18 protein-coding genes are annotated in these 18421 nt (G+C 59.0%); 9 read left to right on the forward strand and 9 right to left on the reverse strand.

Annotated elements, in window-relative coordinates; translation table 11 throughout:
• Positions 1-141 precede the first annotated feature (141 nt).
• Positions 142-1113, reverse strand: a complete 972-nt coding sequence (locus AAEO81_RS05195) for an IS110 family transposase (protein ID WP_341958838.1) — start codon at positions 1111-1113, stop codon at positions 142-144.
• 535 nt (positions 1114-1648) lie between these two features.
• Between AAEO81_RS05195 and AAEO81_RS05200 the strand changes: the two genes are divergently transcribed.
• The 3 genes from AAEO81_RS05200 (at position 1649) to AAEO81_RS05210 (ending at position 6109) form a co-directional block, all read left to right on the forward strand.
• Positions 1649-4408, forward strand: a complete 2760-nt coding sequence (locus AAEO81_RS05200; RefSeq protein ID WP_341962096.1) for a LuxR C-terminal-related transcriptional regulator — start codon at positions 1649-1651, stop codon at positions 4406-4408.
• Positions 4409-4517: 109 nt separating this feature from the next.
• On the forward strand, positions 4518-5840 hold the full coding sequence (locus AAEO81_RS05205; RefSeq protein ID WP_341962097.1) for a HipA domain-containing protein: 1323 nt from the start codon (positions 4518-4520) through the stop codon (positions 5838-5840).
• Positions 5825-6109 carry a helix-turn-helix transcriptional regulator gene (locus AAEO81_RS05210; protein WP_341962098.1) on the forward strand — a complete coding sequence of 95 codons (285 nt, stop codon included), beginning with the start codon at positions 5825-5827 and terminating at the stop codon, positions 6107-6109. Before AAEO81_RS05205 ends, AAEO81_RS05210 begins: the two co-directional genes overlap by 16 nt.
• Positions 6110-6139: 30 nt before the next feature.
• On the opposite strand, the gene AAEO81_RS05215 is transcribed toward AAEO81_RS05210, so the two are convergent.
• Positions 6140-7339 carry an HD-GYP domain-containing protein gene (locus tag AAEO81_RS05215; protein WP_341962100.1) on the reverse strand — a complete coding sequence of 400 codons (1200 nt, stop codon included), beginning with the start codon at positions 7337-7339 and terminating at the stop codon, positions 6140-6142.
• 338 nt (positions 7340-7677) lie between these two features.
• On the reverse strand, positions 7678-8469 hold the full coding sequence (locus AAEO81_RS05220) for a helix-turn-helix transcriptional regulator (RefSeq protein ID WP_341962101.1): 792 nt from the start codon (positions 8467-8469) through the stop codon (positions 7678-7680).
• Positions 8470-8579: 110 nt separating this feature from the next.
• Between AAEO81_RS05220 and AAEO81_RS05225 the strand changes: the two genes are divergently transcribed.
• Positions 8580-9392, forward strand: a complete 813-nt coding sequence (locus tag AAEO81_RS05225; protein WP_341962103.1) for a sulfite exporter TauE/SafE family protein — start codon at positions 8580-8582, stop codon at positions 9390-9392.
• 20 nt (positions 9393-9412) lie between these two features.
• Here the strand turns inward: AAEO81_RS05225 and AAEO81_RS05230 are convergent, their stop codons facing one another.
• From AAEO81_RS05230 to AAEO81_RS05240, 3 genes are read right to left on the reverse strand one after another with little or no spacing between them, the layout of a single operon-like run.
• Positions 9413-9781, reverse strand: a complete 369-nt coding sequence (locus AAEO81_RS05230; RefSeq protein WP_341962105.1) for a hypothetical protein — start codon at positions 9779-9781, stop codon at positions 9413-9415.
• A 26-nt stretch (positions 9782-9807) separates the two neighbouring features.
• On the reverse strand, positions 9808-10158 hold the full coding sequence (locus tag AAEO81_RS05235) for a hypothetical protein (protein WP_341962106.1): 351 nt from the start codon (positions 10156-10158) through the stop codon (positions 9808-9810).
• On the reverse strand, positions 10145-10408 hold the full coding sequence (locus AAEO81_RS05240; RefSeq protein ID WP_341962107.1) for a hypothetical protein: 264 nt from the start codon (positions 10406-10408) through the stop codon (positions 10145-10147). Before AAEO81_RS05240 ends, AAEO81_RS05235 begins: the two co-directional genes overlap by 14 nt.
• 152 nt (positions 10409-10560) lie before the next feature.
• Between AAEO81_RS05240 and AAEO81_RS05245 the strand changes: the two genes are divergently transcribed.
• Both AAEO81_RS05245 and AAEO81_RS05250 read left to right on the forward strand, forming a co-directional pair.
• Positions 10561-11205: an MBL fold metallo-hydrolase gene (locus AAEO81_RS05245; RefSeq protein ID WP_341962108.1), complete on the forward strand. Its 645-nt coding sequence runs from the start codon at positions 10561-10563 to the stop codon at positions 11203-11205.
• Between the two features lie 107 nt (positions 11206-11312).
• Complete coding sequence (locus AAEO81_RS05250; RefSeq protein WP_166597211.1) at positions 11313-12011, forward strand: OmpA family protein; 699 nt, start codon at positions 11313-11315, stop codon at positions 12009-12011.
• Between the two features lie 336 nt (positions 12012-12347).
• Here the strand turns inward: AAEO81_RS05250 and AAEO81_RS05255 are convergent, their stop codons facing one another.
• The 3 genes from AAEO81_RS05255 to AAEO81_RS05265 all read right to left on the reverse strand — a co-directional run bounded on the left by AAEO81_RS05255 (position 12348) and on the right by AAEO81_RS05265 (position 15738).
• Positions 12348-13247: an acyltransferase gene (locus AAEO81_RS05255; RefSeq protein WP_341962110.1), complete on the reverse strand. Its 900-nt coding sequence runs from the start codon at positions 13245-13247 to the stop codon at positions 12348-12350.
• A gap of 83 nt (positions 13248-13330) precedes the next feature.
• On the reverse strand, positions 13331-15424 hold the full coding sequence (gene pta / locus AAEO81_RS05260) for a phosphate acetyltransferase (RefSeq protein ID WP_341962112.1): 2094 nt from the start codon (positions 15422-15424) through the stop codon (positions 13331-13333).
• 89 nt (positions 15425-15513) lie between these two features.
• Entirely contained in the window at positions 15514-15738 is a 225-nt protein-coding gene (locus AAEO81_RS05265; protein WP_341962113.1) for a DUF3565 domain-containing protein, read from the reverse strand.
• Positions 15739-15845: 107 nt separating this feature from the next.
• On the opposite strand from AAEO81_RS05265, the gene AAEO81_RS05270 reads away from it, so the two are divergent.
• From AAEO81_RS05270 to AAEO81_RS05280, 3 genes are all read left to right on the forward strand, one after another.
• Positions 15846-16331: a peptidylprolyl isomerase gene (locus AAEO81_RS05270; RefSeq protein WP_166597207.1), complete on the forward strand. Its 486-nt coding sequence runs from the start codon at positions 15846-15848 to the stop codon at positions 16329-16331.
• A 132-nt stretch (positions 16332-16463) separates the two neighbouring features.
• Complete coding sequence (locus tag AAEO81_RS05275; protein ID WP_341964467.1) at positions 16464-16946, forward strand: glutathione peroxidase; 483 nt, start codon at positions 16464-16466, stop codon at positions 16944-16946.
• Positions 16947-17235: 289 nt separating this feature from the next.
• Positions 17236-18345 carry an NADH:flavin oxidoreductase gene (locus AAEO81_RS05280; protein ID WP_341962115.1) on the forward strand — a complete coding sequence of 370 codons (1110 nt, stop codon included), beginning with the start codon at positions 17236-17238 and terminating at the stop codon, positions 18343-18345.
• Positions 18346-18421: the final 76 nt, after the last annotated feature.

An 18421-nucleotide genomic window follows, 5' to 3' on the forward strand; every position in this document is an offset into this window, starting at 1 on the left:
AGCCAGCTCCCACGCCTTCGGCAGAAGCGAGTGGGTGGAAGGATCCAGGCCTTGGATTTGGACTAAAGGCCGTGGGAATGCGGGAATGACGCGATTCGGGCTTTTGATTCTGGCCGCAGGCCGTAGATACCGTCTTGCCCATCACCGGGCAAGCGCAATTTCTGCGTCGAACGGCTTGCCCGATTTCAGCACGCCATAGACCAGATGCAGCAGCTTTCGCATTGCTGCACAGATGATCTCTTTTGGGGCTTTCCCATTGGCGCGCATCCGGGTCTTTAGCTCTCGCAACACCGCGTTGTGCTTTAGGCCAGCCATGCCTGGCATGTAAAGCCCGGCGCGCAGCCTTTTCGAGCCGGTTTTGGATATATGGGTCGGGCCTACCGACTCTCCCGAGCTAGCACAACGTGGGTCCAGGCCCGCAAAGGCAACGATAGATTTGGGGCCCTTGTAATCCAATGGGTCGCCGAGTTCGGCCAGGATCAGCGCTGCGGTCGTATCCCCCAGCCCGTCGATGGTCACGATCAGATCGCGCTTCTGGCGCAGGTCAGGATCGTCGTCAATATTGTCTTTGATCGCTTTCCTGGTCTCGTCGATCTGTTGCTTGACGTGGCTGATCACCGACTCGATCGACGCTTTGACCTTGTCTTCGGCGACATCCAGACGATTGCTTTCCATCTGCTGAATTTCCTGCAAATCTTCCAGTCGACGCACCAACGCGCGCAAGCGCCGACGTGGCGCGGGCTCCGGCACCCACTCGCGCAGTCTGGTGTGCTTGTCTTGCGCATAGCGGGCGATCAGCTTTGCATCGGCCTTGTCGGTTTTGACCCGGCGCAGCTCATCCTTGCCGTACTGGTGGAGGATCGCAGGGTTGACGATGCACACCCGGTATCCGTGAGCGTGAAGGCAATCAGCAACGCCCTGGTGGTAGACGCTGGTGGCTTCCATCACGACCCAGGCATGGGGCTCGGAGTGGGTGGTAAGCCAGTCGAGCAGCACCTGATAACCCTTGGGATTATTGGCCAGCCTGGCTTTGGTCCTGAACTTCCCGTTATCCAGCGGGGTGGCGATATCAAATGAGTTTTTGGCGATATCGATGCCAACAAAAGCAGACATGGCGCTCTCCAGAGTCGATTGCACACGATCATCGCGTCACCCGGTCCTGCCTTGTACATGCGTGCTCACGCCGAAGGCGCGCACTGGATACCGTTCGGACTTTTCGAGTGAGGTTGGAGAACCGGAGCTCTATCTACTTTGTAAGCTCTGAGGCCTTAGGAGCTGAACAGCTTCCCGGCTCTCCCTCGATGATCAGTCGAGAACTATGGCGCGATGAAACGCCAGAGTCGAGATACAAGGAGCTGGCTTGCCTGCGATCTGCCGGGAACCGGCAGCAAAACCAACCGACCACGAAGCTTCAGGCGCTCCGCATAATCCGGATTCGCCTGGGGGCATGATCCAAATCTGAATTCTTGTGCAGATTCGCATTAACGTAAGGCCCCCCCTCCCCAAACATATAAAGCAACATTCGCCCTGTTGATGGGATACGTTTTCTTACAGTCTTTCGTCGAACATTCTTCAAAAGCGCTGACTTAGCCGCTAGTCTCCCGACATCTGAACGCCGAATAACAAGCACCTCTAACAAGAGCCGGCCATGACTGATCTGTCGCGTTTGCAAGGAATCGCAAATCACGCAGTCACTGCGTTGGAAGGACGTTTCTTCCGCCCACCCCTGCCTGAAGGCTATGTGCCCAGGCCCAGGTTGTGCGAGCGGCTGAGTGCGGGGTTGTCAGGACGGCTGTTACTGGTCAGCGCGCCTGCCGGATTTGGCAAAAGTTCGCTGGCAGTGGAGTTTTGCGAGAGTCTTCCTGGTCAATGGCAAAACCTCTGGCTGGGCTTGAGCCAGCGTGACAGCGATCCCGGTCGCTTCCTTGAACGTCTTCTTTCAGGCCTTCAACAATTCTTCCCTCAATTGGGCAATCAGGCGCTGGGTCTGCTGAAAATGCGCCAGCGGCATCAGCCCTTTGCCTTTGAAGAGTGGCTCGACGGTTTGCTGGACGAACTGGCGATGCACCTGATGTTGAGCAAACCGCTGCTGCTGGTGCTCGACGACTACCACCTTGTGCAAGGCCCGGTGCTCGACCGCTGCCTGCAATTTCTGCTCAATCACCTGCCTGCGGGCCTGATCGTCATGGTCACCAGCCGACAGCGCCCGGACTGGCACCTGGCGCGGTTGCGGTTGTCCCGGCAATTGCTCGAACTCTCCGAAAATGACCTGCGGCTGACCGACGACGAATCGATGGCCGTGCTGGATCAGCACAGCAGTTCGTTGACCGATGAAGCGCTACACAACCTGCTACAGCGCAGCGAAGGGTGGGTGGCCGGTTTGCGTTTCTGGTTGCTCGCCGCGACAGAGGCGGGCAGTAACACCCTGACTCAAGGGGTGAACGGCGGCGAAGGGCTGATCCGCGATTACCTGCTCGAAGAGGTGATCGACTGCCTGCCTGGTGACGTCCAGGCCTTCCTCTATGAAACCGCCTGTCTGGAGCGCTTTTGCAGCCCCTTGTGCGACGCGGCGCGGGACAGTCACGACAGCACGGAAATCATCGCTTTCTTGCAAGCGCATCAGGTTTTTCTGGTGCCGTTGGACGAGAACGGGCGCTGGTTCCGTTATCACCACCTGTTTTCCGATCTCCTGCGCGCCCGAGCGGGCAACACTGTCGCGCCGCAACAAAGACGTCTGCATTTGAACGCCTGCCGCTGGTTCAGCGAGCAAGGCCTGCTGGACGAAGCCATCGAACAAGCGTTACGCGCGGGTCATCACGATGTCGCCGCCAATCTGGTGCAGAACCTGTCCGAAGAGCAGTTGTTGGCCGAGCAAAACGTCGGCATGTTGCTGCGTTGGAAAATGGACCTGCCTGACAGCCTGCTGATCAGCACGCCGCGCTTGATCGTCTTGTACGCGTGGGCGTTGGGCCTGGCCTGTCAGCTCGATGCTGCCGAGGAGTTGGGCAATCACCTCAGTCGCTTTCTGCCTGCATCCTCGGCCACCGCGCAGAAATCCATGCTGGCGCAGTGGCTGGCGCTCAGCGGCATCATCGCCCGGGGCCGTGGCGACAGCGAAACTGCGCACCGCTATTGCAGCGAGGCGCTCGTGAGCCTTCCTCAAAAGCGCTATGGCCAGCGGCTGTTGTGCCTGTCCACCCTGGCCAATCTCGCCATTGCCGACGGAGACTTATGGCGCGCACGGGCATTGAACCGCGATGCGCTGGAACTGGCGCAACGCGTCGCCAATCCCCTCTTCGAGGCGCTGGCCCACTACGACCGGGCGCGCACGCTCTTGGCCAGGGGGGAAGCATTACGTTCTCTGGAAGAGGTGCGTCAGGGATTGCGTCGCTTGAACGGTTTGTCCTCGCAGCGGATTTACGCGGTTCGTGCGCGGCTGACGCTGTATGAAGGCTACTTGCTCGTTCAATGCCTGCAGTTCGACGCCGGGCGCAAACGACTGGATAGCGGACTGGTCGAAGCGCGCGCGTGCCGGGACATCAGCGTGCTGATCGGTCATTGCGTGATCGCCGGGATGGAGGGCCGGGAAGGGCGGTTCGCCGAAGCCTTCGCGGAACTGGCCGAAGCCGAGCGGCTGATGCACATCTGGGACGTACCGCCCGTATATTACCTGGCGATGATCACGCTGGCGAAATGCGAGCTGTGGCTGGCGCAGGGAAGAATCGACCTTGCCGACGCCTGGCTTTTGCGTCTGGGGCAAACCTATGGCGGTGACCATCCCGCCGCCGCGCCGGAATGCATGCCGCTCATGCCGCAACACATCGAATTGCTGCGTGCCATGCTGGATCAGATACAAGGCCGCACGGAGGCATCCGTCGAACGTCTGATGGGCCTGGAAACTTATGCGCAACAGATCGGCGCCGGTCTACTCGGCCTGAATGCAACGAGCCAGTGGCTCACCCTGGCGCTCGACACCGCAGACAAAACCCATGCCCAAACGCTGCTCGGCCGCAGTCTCCAAAACGCCACCGGTGGCGCGATCCTGCCCCTGCTCCCCGTCATTCGCCAACACCCGGACTGGCTGAGCGAGCAATTGCTGAAACGCCCCCGTTGCCGACTCGTCGATTACCTGCTCAATCAACTGTCGCCCCATGTCAGCAAAGACCTGCCCTGCGCGCGGGACATCAACGAAACCGCCCCATGCCCCGGCGCCGACGCGCTCAGCGCCCGCGAGCTCGGAGTGCTTCAGCTGATCGCTCAGGGCTGTTCCAATCAGGAAATCAGCGAACGGCTGTTCATCTCGCTGCACACGGTCAAAACCCACGCCAGCCACATCAACAGCAAGCTGGGCGTGGAGCGTAGAACCCAAGCCGTGGCGCGAGCGCAGGAGCTGGGACTGTTGGGTTGATCGGCATTAAAATGCTGATTATTTCGAGCGGAGCGCTATTTTAGGCATTAAGTTGCCTTTTTTGTGCTTTTTCTCTATGGTTTAGGCATTAAATTGCCGAGTCCAAACCATGCATCTGACCCTACAACTTTACGCCGCTGGCGAGTGGCAGGACGTTATGGGTCTGGAGTTCGAGAAGCCAGAGCAGGGTCAAGCCAGCCCTTGTAGCTTTGCTTATAACCAACCCTATTTGCTCGACCATCTCGACGCATTGGGGGCAACCACTGCACAGTCGGTCAGCGCCAAAATTCCGGTAACCTGGGATCTTCACCGAACCTCCACTGTCCCGGCGTTCCTGCTCGATATCTTGCCCGCTGGTGCGGCACGGCGTTTTTTGTTGGCGCGACTTACGATGCCCAAGGGCGCAAACGAAGCCGCGGATCTGGTGCTGTTGCAACGGTGCACGCCAGCGCCGATCGGGCACCTCAGGATCAAAGAGTCGGTCGAAGCGCTCGCGCAGGGACACAGCATTGGGTTTGACAGGAACGAGGTCATCGCCCGCGACAGCCGGTTTCTCGAATACGCCTATGAACAGGGTGCTGCAGTAGGTGGGGCAACGGGGGCGGGTGGTGAAGCGCCCAAGCTGTTGTTGGCCGAGGATGCTCAAGGAAGGATGCACCCGGATGCAACTCTGCTGGATCGGGATGTACGCCAGCATTGGTTCGTGAAGTTCTCCCGGAACAAGGGTAACGAGACGGATCGCACGATTCTCAAGAGTGAGTTCTGCTATTACCAGGCGCTGGAGCAGCTTGGCTTCAATGTTGTGTCCTGTGATGGCATGAGTCTGGAGGAGGCGCGAAAACCCAGCCTGTGGATGAAGCGTTTTGACCGCGGGGTGGACGGGCAAGCTGTTGTTCGGCTGGCGGTCGAGTCGGTTTATTCGTTGGCAGACATCACACGACCCGGCAGCTACATGTCTCATGTTCAGGCGCTGACCGCGCTCGCCGATGCCTGGACAGCCAACGGTCAGCAGGACGAGATTCCTCACTTGGTGGCTGAATACCTGCGTCGCGATCTGATCAATCAGGTGTTGGGAAACAGTGACAATCATGGGCGCAACACGGCCATTCTGCGAGATCCGCACAGGCTGACGCTCGCCCCTATCTACGATTTGGCGCCCATGGTCATGGATGAAGAAGGTGTGACGCGCACAACCAAATGGCCCGAACCCATCGAAAGGGCGGGCGAGGTCGACTGGCTCGGCGCCTGTCGATCATTGTCGCAGTGGGTAGATCCCGATCAGCTTTTCGAAGGACTCAAACTCGACGCGCGCAAACTTATCGCGCTCCCCGATGTTCTCAGCGACGTTGGCCTGCCTCAGCAAACGTTCAGGCATCCGAGGATTACCCTCTCTCGGCTTGAGCGCACGTTCATTTCATGGGGGCTTATGTGAAGGACGAAATACGTCAGCGCGGCATCCTTCTGGATGAACTTCGCGATCAATTGACGGCGGGCACTATCAGCATCGGAGGTGCTGTAAAGCGCTTGCGCACGGATGTGACGGGGCTGCGCCAGGAGCAATTCGCCGCGATGTGCAAAATATCCCTGCGTACGCTGCGCCAGATTGAACAGGATGATGGAAACCCTACGTTTCAGACACTCAACGCCGTGTTCAGGCCTTTCGGTATGCAGGTAGGCATCGTCCCGCTGCGGCGCGGTTGAGTGCGTACTGAACGAATCTTCAGAGACGCATCACGGCGCCGCATCACCCGCCCACATCGCGTCCACATCCCCCAGGCCCCAGTCTTCTGCCAATTCGAATTTGACGATGCCGTCCTGTGCACGGGGATCGCCCAGATTGACGATTTCCGGCTCGAAGGTGATGCGCGTGCGGGTGTACATGAACACCTTCACTTTCGGGTGCAGCAGCGATTTTTCGCCTTGCTCTATCACCACGCCCAGCCGTTCGCTTTTCAGGCGCACCAGTGCGCCGACGGGGTAGATGCCGACGGTCTTGACGAAGTGCTGGAAGATTTTCTCGTCAAAGTGGCCTTTCCACGACGCCATTTCGCGGATGGACTGCGCCGCATCCCACCCTCGCTTGTAAGGCCGGTTTGAAGTGACCGCATCGTAGACGTCACAGATCGCGCCCATTTTGGCGAAGATGCTGATCTCTTCACCTTTGAGGCCGTGGGGGTAGCCACTGCCATCGACCTTTTCATGGTGGTGCAGGCACACGTCGCGCACCGCGTTGGTGACCTGCTGGCAGTTTTGCAGGATTTCCAGCCCGGCCTGCGGGTGATGCTTCATCGCTTCGTATTCATCGAAGGTCAGGCGGTCGGGTTTGTTGAGAATGGCGGGGGAAATCATCATCTTGCCGACGTCATGCATCAAGCCCGCAACGCCCGCATCGCGGACCTGGTCTTCGCTCAGATTCATTTGACGGGCGAGCGCCACCATCAGCGCACAGACCGCCACCGAGTGCATGTAGGTGTATTCGTCAGACGTTTTCAAACGCGAAAGACTGATCAGCGCGTGAGGGTGGCGCATGATCGACGTCGAGATTTCTTCGACCAGCAAATCGACGTCTTCGGCGTTCATCGCGCGGCCCATCCGGGCGTCGGTGAACATGGTCATCACCGCATCTTTGGCTCGGCCGCAAATCATCTTGGCGCGCGCCAGCTCTTTCTCTATAGAACTCGCGGTGGTGTCAGGCGCGGGAACGTGGGTCGAGGCGACAGCCAGAATCGGCGTGTGCTCATCGGGGATCTTGCCGCGCCGGGTGTCAATCCACACCTCGCGCGTCGATTTCTGAATGCGCTGCAGCACGGCTTCGTCGCGCAGTTCGCGTTCTACGTGCAAGGTCCAGAATGGATCGTGAACACGAGGGCGGCAAAACTCATGGATGTACATACCCAGCGTCAGGTCGGAGACCGCGATTTTTCTTAGCATGGAGCTTGCTCGTTCTTCGCTTCGGGTCTGTGCTGCCTTGCGGGTTCATCGGGTCGACTTCTTATCATCCCGAACGCCACACATTCCAATGGTTGCGCAGTGCCAGTATATGAGCGGGTTTTTGAAAAATATATGAATTAAACAAACCCCTAAAAACAGGGTATTTTGGACTTTGTTCATACTAAACAGGCAGTTAGCGTGAAATGCTCATCTCCTCCGAAAGTTGGGCAACAAAAATAAATGGATGAGTTGTCCTGCCCCCTCGTTAAAACCCACTCGGGTGAGTGTAGAAGCTGAGCGAAAGACCGTCGGACCGTATGGAGAAAACCGGTGCTAGTTCAACCTTTTGCGCGCTTAGAGTCTTCTTGGTCGCGGGCATAGTGGCTGGGAGGACGACCGGTTAGACGACGGAACATGGTCGAAAAAGCGCCCGGGCTTTCATAGCCCAGCTCCAGCGCAATGCGGGTAATGGATTCACCGCTCGACAGCCGCGACAACGCCAGCACCACGCAAGCCTGTTGCCGCCAATGGCCGAAACTCATCTGCGTCTGCTCACGAAACAGGCGGCTGAACGAGCGCTCACTGACGAACAAATTCTGCGCCCAGTCCTGGGGCGATTGATGAATGTCCGGGTGTCGCAAGAAGGCCTGGCAGCGGGCGAGCAGGCGGTGATCATCGGGCAGGGGAATGTGCAACGGCAGCGTTCTGGCCTGCCCGATTTCCATCAAGGCCAGCGTTATCAGCGCCCCGTCGCGGCCGTCGACTGCGTACGTCAACGGCATCTCCACCGCCTCGATCAAAAGTTGGCGCAACAGGGGCGAGATTCCGATGACCTCGCAAGTCTGTCTGAAGACGGGCACCGCAGACGGTTCGATGTACAGGCTGCGGGTGCTGACCCCGAGCATCAGGACTTCGTGTTCCATCTTCGGCGGAATCCACACTGCCTGTTGAGGGGGCACCACCCAATCGCCCTGAGGGGTCGAGACTTTCATTACCCCCGTCGAGCCGTACAGCAATTGAGCACGGCGGTGATGGTGACGACGCAGCAGGTAGCCATCGGCGTAATCATTGCCAATCGCCACGACCGGGCGGGGGGTGTTATCGAGCGTTTCAATAGAGACGTTGCGCATGGCGTTTTTCCAGAGTCTGGCCGAAACACAAACATGAATGGCCCGAATCCTCAAGTTTGACGTGATCAGCCTGCTTATTGTGAACACCTCTTATTCGAGGGTTTCGGGCGATGACGTATCTCTTGCTGGCGCTGTTCGGCGGTCTTTCCGGGGTGACGACTGTGCTCTTCGGGTTCGGAGGCGGCTTCGTGGTCGTGCCGGTGTTGTTTGGTGTCCTGAACAGCGAGGCTGTCGGCGGCTTGAGCGCGCCCGTCGCGATGCACGTGGCCGTGGCAACCTCAACCTGCGTGATGATCGTCAACGCCTCATTGAGCACCCGCCGCTCCGCCCGCTCGGGCACGCTGCTCAAGGATTGGCTGTGGCCACTGGCCGGCTTCATTGGCATCGGCTCGCTGATCGGCGCCGTCGCGGCCGGCTTCGTCAACGGCTCGGTATTGCGCTTAGCGTTTATGGCTTATCTGGCAATCACCATCGCCGATTGCCTGCTAAGACGCGGATTCGTTTCACACGCTGCTGAAAGTGAACCACGCCCACTGAGCGCAATGACGCGCGGCCCCGGCGGCATTCTCATCGGCGCCATTGCGACATTCCTTGGCGTCGGCGGCAGCGTCATGACTGTCCCGCTTCTGAGGCGCTGCGGCCTGAGCATGACCCAGGCGACCGCCATGGCTAACCCGCTGAGTCTACCCGTCGCCCTCGTCGGCACGGCCACCTACATGGTCACCGGCGCATTGGACAACACACGTCTGGGCGCGGGCTACATCGGCTACGTCAACCTCATCGCCTTCGCCCTCCTGACCCTCGGCGCCTGGTTCGGCATGCGCCTGGCCGCCCGTTGGGTGGGGCGCATCCCGGATCGGCTGCACGCGTGGGCGTACGTGGGGTTGTTGGGGGTGGTGTTGGTGAGTATGGGGTGGGCGTGATGAGACTTACGGACTGACGCTTACTCGTCGCTGTCGGGGTCCGTCACTTTATCGACATAAGCGTTGACGAACCACTCCGGGATTTCTTCGCAGTGATATTGCAGATCGGTGCCGTCAGTGACCTCGGCCAGCAGGACGGATTTTTCAGCCGAGTTATCGAAGATGTAGGATCGGTTGGAAGCGGCTACGGCGGAAGGCAATAAATCAAGCGACCCACGATAGCGCTTTATGATTTTTTCCTCAGCGACGGGATGACCACCGTCATCGACTCGGTTTGCAACCCGGTTGATGTTGATCGTCACCGAATCGGTCGCAACGAAATACAGATAAGTGCGATAGCCCTGATCCTGCGCCCGCTTCATGAATTTGACCTTATCGTCTGACGACATCACCGTTTCGAAGGTGAAGCTCCTGTTCAGGTCGAGAAGTTTGTGGCGAATGAAATCCGAGATGCGGAGGAGTAGTAGGAGTTCATCTCGATACTACGAAAGTCGACACGTTGATCTTCCAGTCCAATCAAATGAGCCTGCTCGTGCAGTCGAGCTTTGTGGATCAGGGCATGGGGGATGATGAACGTGCGAAGTTCAGCCAGGCTGGTCTCTATGTTGAAGGGGTCTAAATCGAGAAAGCCGCTTTGCTTGACCTCTTTCTCGATCTCATCCGCGTTGACATAGGAGGAGATGAGGCCGGGAGAAATCTGGTCCTTGATCGTGCTTTTTCCTGAGCCATTGGGTCCGGCGAAGACCCGTAGCCTAGGCACTGGCATTGAGCCTGCGCACCTTGATGACTTTGCCTACGGTAACCTTGCGCCGAGGGCGGATGGCGGCGACGATTCGGACGCTGCCGTCGGCCTGCGCCTCAACCACATTCGATCCTTGCACTTGCAAGACAGTGTGGCCCGCGGCCAACGCCCGAAAATAGGCTGCTGATGTTGCGCCTGCAGCCATCTCCGGAATATGGCTTTCCAGATTTGAAATGGCTTCTTCGGAAAGCTCTGGAATTCTGGCGTCTGTCATGGCGATCTCCAACGTTTACTGTCAGGCAGTTAACAGCGTTTCGGGCATTTTAGCCATGATGGATATGTTTCTGAACCCCAAGATCATCTGGATCGCCTGATGCTACGATCACGCACTGCCACGCGTAGACCATCGAATCGTACGGATCAATCATGCAAACCCCAGCACCCACCCTCATCCGCGAAACCTTTCCCGTCGGCCCGTTGCAGTGCAACTGCACGATCATCGGCGACCCGGTCACGAAACAGGCCATCGTGGTCGATCCCGGTGGCAATCACGAGTTGATTCTGGCGAAGCTGGAGGCGCACGGTTTGAAGTGCGTGAGCATCATTCATACCCACGCGCATCTCGATCATTTCCTCGCATCGGGTCAGTTGAAGGAAAAGACCGGGGCGACGTTGCATCTGCACAAGGAGGACCAGTTCTTGTGGGACAACCTCGAAACCCAGTGTCAGGTATTTCGTGTTCCCTATGTGCCGGTGCCTTCGCCGGATCGGTGGCTGGAGCACGACGAAGAACTGGCCTGCGGGTGCGGAGTGGCGTTGCACACACCGGGGCATACACCGGGGTCGATGAGTTTCTGGTTCGAGGACGCGAAGCTGTTGATCGCGGGCGACACCCTGTTCAAGCGTGGTGTGGGGCGGACGGATTTGTGGGGTGGCGATCAGGCCACCATCGTGCGTTCGATCAAGGAGCGGCTGTACACGCTGGACGAGGCGGCGACGGTGGTGACGGGCCACGGGCCGGACACTCGATTGGGGGATGAAATGCGCGAAAACCCTTTCGTCAGGGCGTGAATCGTTCAGGCCGCGTTAAGGAATTTTTGACGGTCTCCATGCTCTAATCGCGCATATCGTCGGCCTCTGTGGTTGGCCGTAGACATGCAAAACAGGAGCTTTCCTTGATGTTGACCTTTCGCCGTTTGATCATCGCTGCTACCGCGTTGGCTGTCCTTTCGGGCTGTGCGACGCAGAATCCTTACGACAATCAGGGGCAGGCGCAAAACTCCGGTGGTGTGAGCAAAACCGCCAAATACGGTGGTCTGGGTGCGTTGGCCGGTGCCGTCGCCGGGGCTGCCATCGACCACAACCATCGTGGCAAGGGTGCGCTGATCGGCGCGGCTGTCGTGGGTGCCGGTGCGGCCGGTTACGGTTATTACGCTGACAAGCAGGAAGCCGCCTTGCGGGCGAGCATGGCCAACACCGGTGTCGAAGTGCAGCGTCAGGGCGACACCATCAAACTGGTGATGCCAGGCAACATCACGTTCGCCACCGACTCTTCCGCGATTGCCAGCAGCTTCTATTCGCCGCTGAACAACCTCGCCGGTTCGCTGAAACAGTACAACCAGAACGTCATTGAAATCGTGGGCTACACCGACAGCACCGGCAGCCGTCAGCACAACATGGACCTGTCTCAACAGCGTGCTCAAAGTGTGGCGACGTACCTGACGTCCCAGGGTGTGGATGCGTCCCACCTGTCGGTTCGCGGTGCCGGTCCTGATTCGCCGATCGCGAGCAACGCCGACGTCAACGGCCGCGCCCAGAACCGTCGTGTAGAGGTCAACCTCAAGCCGATTCCCGGTCAGCAGTATCAGCAGCAATAAGCTAAGCGCGTAACACCCAAAACCCCGGCCTGAGTGCCGGGGTTTTTGGTTACTGATTGATGAAAATTTCCTGTAGGAGCGAATTTATTCGCGATGCGGTGGTGCATCCGCAGGCTCTCTATCGGATGCACGATTTTTCGCGAATAAATTCGCTCCCACAGGGGCTGGCGGCGCCGCGAAGATGAGGGGCTGACGCGGGCTCATCTGTAGGAGCGAATTCATTCGCGAGGCAGTGGTACACCTGATGGCTCTCTACCGGGTGTACGATTTTTCGCGAATAAATTCGCTCCTACAGGGGGGCGGCGTCGCGAGGATGAGGGCCGGCGGGGGTGTCATTTACCGGGAATACCGCTCATGCATCTGCCCCAGCAGTGCATCCTTCTCTTCCCACAGCCGATTGATCCATTGCTGAAATTCGGCGCGATACGTTTCGTCCTGGTCGTAGCTTTTGCCAATGAACTGCTGCGGAATCTGCACTTCTTCAAAGTGCGCCACCACCTCGCGCACGTTGCCGCACAGCAAATCCCAATAGCCCGGCTGGCCCACCGGGTAATGAATGGTCACGTTAATCAACGATTCCAGTTGCTCGCCCATGGCATCCAGCACAAACGCGATGCCGCCGGCTTTTGGTTTCAGCAGGTAACGGAACGGCGATTGTTGTTGAGCGTGCTTGCCCTTGGTGAACCGTGTGCCTTCGGCAAAGTTGAAAATCCCTACCGGGTTGTTGCGAAACTTCGCGCAGGTGCGACGAGTGGTTTCCAGGTCCTTGCCTTTCTTTTCCGGGTGTTTGGCCAGAAACGCCTTGCTGTAGCGCTTCATGAACGGGAAGCCCAGCGCCCACCACGCCAGGCCAATCACCGGCACCCAGATCAGCTCCTGTTTGAGGAAGAACTTCATCGGGCGAATGCGCCGGTTGAGCACGTACTGCAAGACCATGATGTCCACCCAGCTCTGATGATTACTGGTCACCAGATACGAGTGTTGATAATCCAGACCTTCCAGCCCGCTCAGGTGCCAGCGGGTGTGGCCGAGCAGGTTGATCCAGGCGTTGTTGTTGCTGATCCAGGCTTCGTGAATGTGGCTCATCAGCCAGTCGGTGACTTTCTGCGCCGCCGGAAAGGGCAGGCACAGCTTGAAGATTGCGACGATGAACAGCGGCGTGCAGCAGACAATCGTGTTGAGCGCCAACAGCAGCGAGGCGAGGACACCGCGCAAAGGGGCGGGCAAGAAATCCATGGGGGATCGAACTCCGAAGGTAAGACAGCCGCCGGTGAGTTCCCGGCGGCGTTATTGTGAGTGACTGATATTGCAGACCGGCGTTATTGAGGCAGGTTCGCCGCTTGAATGGCCGTGAGGGCAATGGTGTAGACGATGTCATCCACTTGGGCGCCGCGCGGCAAATCGTTCACCGGCTTGCGCAGGCCTTGCAGCATCGGGCCGAGGCTCACGCAGTCTGCACTGCGTTGCACGGCCTTGTACGTGGTGTTGCCGGTGTTGAGGTCGGGGAACACGAACACGTTGGCACGACCCGCGACCGGGCTGTCCGGCGCCAGTTGCCGAGCCACGTTCTCGTTGGCTGCGGCATCGTATTGCAATGGACCGTCGATCAACAGGCTTCGACGGGTTTCCTGCGCTAGTTGCGTGGCCTCGCGTACTTTCTCCACCTCCTCTCCACTGGCCGAGTTGCCGCTTGAATAGCTGATCATCGCCACGCGAGGCGACAGGCCGAAGGCAACGGCAGAATCCGCGCTTTGCACCGCGATTTCCGCCAGTTCTTCTGCCGTCGGGTGCGGGTTCATGATGCAGTCGCCGTAGACCAGCACCTGCTCGGGAAACAGCATGAAGAACACCGACGACACCAGCGTGCAGCCTGGTGCGGTCTTGATCAGTTGCAGGGCGGGGCGGATGGTGTTGGCAGTGGAATGCACGACGCCCGAGACCAGGCCGTCCACTTCGTCCAGCGCCAGCATCATGGTGCCGATCACGACCGGATCTTCCAATTGCTGCTCGGCCATCGGCGCATTAAGGCTCTTGTTCTTGCGCAGGTCGACCATCGGCCCGACGTAGCGCTCACGAATGTCATCCGGGTCAAGGATCTCCAGCCCCATGGGCAATTCAATGCCCTGAGCGCGCGCAACGGCCAGCACCTCATCAGGCTTGGCGAGCAGTACACAACGGGCGATGCCACGGGCCTGACAAATCGCGGCGGCCTGGACAGTTAGCGGATCGGCGCCTTCCGGCAGCACGATGCGCTTGTTGGCCGCTTGGGCTCGCTGGATCAGTTGATAGCGGAACACGGCGGGCGACAGGCGCATCTCCCGAGGCGTACCGCAGCGCTGATGCAGCCAGTTGGCGTCCAGGTGGCTGGCGACGAAATCGGTGATGATCTCCGCACGTTCGCGGTCGTCAATGGGGATTTCCTTGTTCAGCCCGTTTAACTGATTGGCGGTGTCGTACGAGCCGGTACTCACCGACAACACCGGCAGGCCCGCTTGCAGGGCGCCGGCGCACAGTTCCATCAGGCGCGGATCGGGGCGGGTGTCGCTGGTCAGCAGCAAACCAGCCAACGGTACGCCGTTCATGGTCGCCATGCTCACGGCGAGAATGATGTCGTCGCGGTCGCCGGGTGTGACCACCAGCACGCCGGGTTTCAGCAGTTGCAGCGTGTTGAGCACGGTGCGGGCGCAGATGATGATCTTCGACATGCGCCGCTGTTCGTAGTCACCGGCGTTGATCACCTGAGCGCCCAGCAATTCAGCGACGTCACGGGTGCGCGGGGCGTTTAGGTCAGCCTGGAACGGGATGCAACCCAGCAGGCGGAAATCGCCGCTGCGCAACAGTGGCGAGTGTTCCTTGAGCCGCGCCGAAAACGCTTCCATGCTTTCGTCAGTGCGCACTTTGTTAAGGATCACGCCCAGCACTTTCGGGTCTTTCGGGCCGCCGAACATCTGCGCCTGCAACTCGACGCGGCCGGAGAGCTCCGTCAGCACTTCGTTTTCCGGCGCCGAGACCAGAATCACTTCCGCGTCCAGCGCCTTGGCCATGTGCAGGTTGACTCGCGCGGCATAGCTGGCGCTGCGGGTCGGCACCATGCCTTCGACGATCAACACGTCGCGGCCCACAGACGCTTCTTGATAAAGATTGATGATTTCTTCGAGCAACTCATCCAGTTGGCCTTCGCCGAGCATGCGTTCGACGTGGCCGAGGGCGAGTGGCTTGGGCGGTTTGAGGCCGTGAGTGCGGGCGATCAGTTCGGTCGACCGCTCCGGGCCGAGGTCGCCGGGGTGGGGCTGGGCGATGGGTTTGAAAAAGCCGACCTTGAGTCCGGCGCGCTCCAGGGTACGCACCAGCCCGAGGCTGATGGACGTCAAACCCACACCGAAGTCTGTGGGCGCGATAAAAAAAGTCTGCATGCGGGCTTCTCGAAGGTGAGCGTGCAAGGGTCTTGATTCGTCAGAATCAGAGGACCGGGTCAAACAGGACGCTGTTCAGTCGCAGCGTCTCAACGGGGCACAAGGTTATCGTCATCTACCCCCTGCGCGCACCAGCCACAACGAAACGATTGACCTATTTTTTCTTGTCGCGCCTGGGCATCGAGCACCCAGGCGCGGGATTGCCACGGCGGTTGGTGCCGCAAGTGCTGGGTGTGACCGCAGGCGAGTTCGGCGACCCAATGGCCATCCTCGTCCTGATGAAAGCCGATAATCGTGGTGTCGTTCTGAGGCATCGCAGGGTCGTGCAATCGGGGCCGTCCGTCTGAGTTGCGTTCGCTTTCGCGCGAGGGCTTGGTTAGACTTGCTCGCTCATATCTCTATTTGCAAAAGGTCTTGCCCCATGCCGATCGCCGCCAACAAGGCTGTCTCCATTGACTATACCCTGACCAATGACGCTGGTGAGGTCATCGACAGTTCTGCCGGCGGCGCGCCGCTGGTTTACCTGCAAGGCGCAGGGAACATCATTCCGGGTCTGGAAAAGGCACTGGAAGGCAAGGACGTCGGTGACGAGCTGAAAGTCGCCATCGAGCCTGAAGACGCTTACGGCGAGTACTCGGCTGAACTGGTCAGCACCCTGAACCGCAGCATGTTCGAAGGCGTCGATGAACTGGAAGTGGGCATGCAATTCCACGCTTCCGCGCCGGACGGCCAAATGCAGATCGTCACCATCCGTGATCTGGACGGCGACGACGTCACTGTCGACGGTAACCACCCGCTGGCCGGTCAGCGTCTGAATTTTCAGGTCAAGATCGTTGCCATCCGTGACGCCAGCCAGGAAGAAATCGCCCACGGCCACGTGCATGGCGAAGGTGGCCATCACCACTGATTTGTCCTGCTAAGCTCAAATAGCTGGCCAGGCGTCCTCGCGGGCTTTTGCGAAAACCGTCTTGGTTTCGCGGCCTGACAGGGCGCCTTTTTCGGCCGATAGTGTTTGTTTGGTGAGCAGGGGAGTTTCGTCATGAGTATATTTCACGACCTGAAATTAAAAGCTCTGGATGGCCAGGAACTGCCTCTCGCGCCCCTGAAGGGCAAAGTGGTTCTGGTGGTCAACGTGGCCTCCAAATGTGGCCTCACGCCACAGTACGCCGCACTCGAAAATCTCTATCAGAAATACAAGGACCGCGGTTTTAGCGTTCTGGGTTTGCCATGCAACCAGTTCGCGGGGCAAGAGCCAGGTTCTCAGGAAGAGATTCAAGAATTCTGTTCGCTGAACTACGGCGTCACCTTCCCTCTGGGTGACAAGCTGGAAGTCAACGGGCCTCATCGTCACCGCCTGTATCAGATGCTGGCAGGTGAAGGTGCAGAGTTTCCGGGGGATATCACCTGGAACTTCGAAAAGTTTCTCGTCGGGCAAGACGGCCGCGTGCTGGCGCGTTTTTCGCCACGTACCACGCCGGATGATCCGGCGGTGATACAGGCGATTGAAAAAGCGCTGCATTGATTGATTCGGTCATCCTCGACGCTTGAACGCTGCCGCAGATTCTCTGTAGGAGCGAATTCATTCGCGAGGGGCCGGTGCAGCCGCTGCATCGGCGTCGCCTGACCCACCTTCGCGAATAAATTCGCTCCCACAGAGCCTCGTGGCGTTCGGAAGGCACATGCATACGCCCCATCCCTAGGCGTCTTTTTCGCGACTTCTAAACCTTAATCACCCAAATCAATAGTGCTATGCATCCCGGCTCGCTCAGCTCATTCTGTATGACCTTCATAATATTTCCTGAGCCGAGGACGTGCGCATGCCAGTCAAAGCCTTGTTTAAACCTTTTCACCTGGGCAGCCTGGAATTGCCTACGCGGGTCGTCATGGCACCGATGACCCGTTCCTTTTCGCCGGGTGGCGTGCCAAATTCCAAGGTCATCGAGTACTACCGTCGCCGCGCCGCGGCGGGCGTGGGCTTGATCATCACCGAAGGCACGACCGTCGGTCACAAGGCGTCCAACGGCTACCCGAACGTCCCGCAATTCTTCGGCGAAGCGGCGTTGGCAGGCTGGAAAAAAGTGGTCGATGCGGTTCACGCAGAGGGCGGCAAGATCGTCCCGCAATTGTGGCACGTGGGCGCCGTGCGTCGCTTGGGCACCGAACCGGATGGCACCATTCCTGCGTATGGCCCGACTGAAAAACTCAAGGATGGTAACGTCGTCGTCCATGGCATGAGCAAACAGGACATCGCTGACGTTATCGCGGCCTTCGCTCAAGCGGCGAAAGACGCCAAGAACATTGGCATGGACGGCGTGGAAATCCACGGTGCTCACGGTTACATCGTCGACCAGTTCTTCTGGGAAGGCACCAACCAGCGCACCGACGAGTACGGCGGGGACCTGGCCCAGCGCTCGCGTTTCGCCATCGAACTGATTCAGGCCGTGCGCGCCGCCGTCGGCCCTGATTTTCCGATCATCTTTCGCTACTCCCAGTGGAAACAGCAGGACTACACCGCGCGTCTGGTGCAGACCCCGGAAGCGCTGGGAGCTTTCCTCAAGCCGCTGTCTGACGCGGGCGTGGACATTTTCCACTGCTCGACGCGCCGTTTCTGGGAGCCGGAATTCGAAGGTTCTGACCTGAACCTGGCAGGCTGGACTCGCAAATTGACGGGCAAACCGACCATCACCGTCGGCAGCGTCGGGCTGGACGGCGAGTTCCTGCAATTCATGGTCAACACCGACAAAGTCGCGCAACCCGCCAGCCTGGAGAATCTGCTCAAGCGTTTGGGGGATGAGGAATTCGATCTCGTGGCCGTGGGCCGTGCGCTTCTGGTCGATCCGGATTGGGCGGTGAAAGTGCGTGAGGGTCGCGAGGAAGACATCCTGCCGTTCAGCCGGGACGCATTGGGCAAGCTGGAGTAAACCACCGCCTGCGCAGGTGTGATTTTCGGTGGGAGCGAATTCATTCGCGAAACGTCGGTACAGACGACACGAATGT

Source organism: Pseudomonas sp. RC10 (genome assembly GCF_038397775.1).
GTDB classification, from domain to species: domain Bacteria; phylum Pseudomonadota; class Gammaproteobacteria; order Pseudomonadales; family Pseudomonadaceae; genus Aquipseudomonas; species Aquipseudomonas bambusae.

What these genes read in the sequence shown, in the direction of transcription:
- AAEO81_RS05195 (WP_341958838.1), bottom strand. Translation starts at nt 1,113, where the DNA reads ATGTCTGCTTTTGTTGGCATCGATATCGCCAAAAACTCATTTGATATC.
- AAEO81_RS05200 (WP_341962096.1), top strand. Translation starts at nt 1,649, where the DNA reads ATGACTGATCTGTCGCGTTTGCAAGGAATCGCAAATCACGCAGTCACT.
- AAEO81_RS05205 (WP_341962097.1), top strand. Translation starts at nt 4,518, where the DNA reads ATGCATCTGACCCTACAACTTTACGCCGCTGGCGAGTGGCAGGACGTT.
- AAEO81_RS05210 (WP_341962098.1), top strand. Translation starts at nt 5,825, where the DNA reads ATGGGGGCTTATGTGAAGGACGAAATACGTCAGCGCGGCATCCTTCTG.
- AAEO81_RS05215 (WP_341962100.1), bottom strand. Translation starts at nt 7,339, where the DNA reads ATGCTAAGAAAAATCGCGGTCTCCGACCTGACGCTGGGTATGTACATC.
- AAEO81_RS05220 (WP_341962101.1), bottom strand. Translation starts at nt 8,469, where the DNA reads ATGCGCAACGTCTCTATTGAAACGCTCGATAACACCCCCCGCCCGGTC.
- AAEO81_RS05225 (WP_341962103.1), top strand. Translation starts at nt 8,580, where the DNA reads ATGACGTATCTCTTGCTGGCGCTGTTCGGCGGTCTTTCCGGGGTGACG.
- AAEO81_RS05230 (WP_341962105.1), bottom strand. Translation starts at nt 9,781, where the DNA reads ATGTCGTCAGACGATAAGGTCAAATTCATGAAGCGGGCGCAGGATCAG.
- AAEO81_RS05235 (WP_341962106.1), bottom strand. Translation starts at nt 10,158, where the DNA reads ATGCCAGTGCCTAGGCTACGGGTCTTCGCCGGACCCAATGGCTCAGGA.
- AAEO81_RS05240 (WP_341962107.1), bottom strand. Translation starts at nt 10,408, where the DNA reads ATGACAGACGCCAGAATTCCAGAGCTTTCCGAAGAAGCCATTTCAAAT.
- AAEO81_RS05245 (WP_341962108.1), top strand. Translation starts at nt 10,561, where the DNA reads ATGCAAACCCCAGCACCCACCCTCATCCGCGAAACCTTTCCCGTCGGC.
- AAEO81_RS05250 (WP_166597211.1), top strand. Translation starts at nt 11,313, where the DNA reads ATGTTGACCTTTCGCCGTTTGATCATCGCTGCTACCGCGTTGGCTGTC.
- AAEO81_RS05255 (WP_341962110.1), bottom strand. Translation starts at nt 13,247, where the DNA reads ATGGATTTCTTGCCCGCCCCTTTGCGCGGTGTCCTCGCCTCGCTGCTG.
- pta (WP_341962112.1), bottom strand. Translation starts at nt 15,424, where the DNA reads ATGCAGACTTTTTTTATCGCGCCCACAGACTTCGGTGTGGGTTTGACG.
- AAEO81_RS05265 (WP_341962113.1), bottom strand. Translation starts at nt 15,738, where the DNA reads ATGCCTCAGAACGACACCACGATTATCGGCTTTCATCAGGACGAGGAT.
- AAEO81_RS05270 (WP_166597207.1), top strand. Translation starts at nt 15,846, where the DNA reads ATGCCGATCGCCGCCAACAAGGCTGTCTCCATTGACTATACCCTGACC.
- AAEO81_RS05275 (WP_341964467.1), top strand. Translation starts at nt 16,464, where the DNA reads ATGAGTATATTTCACGACCTGAAATTAAAAGCTCTGGATGGCCAGGAA.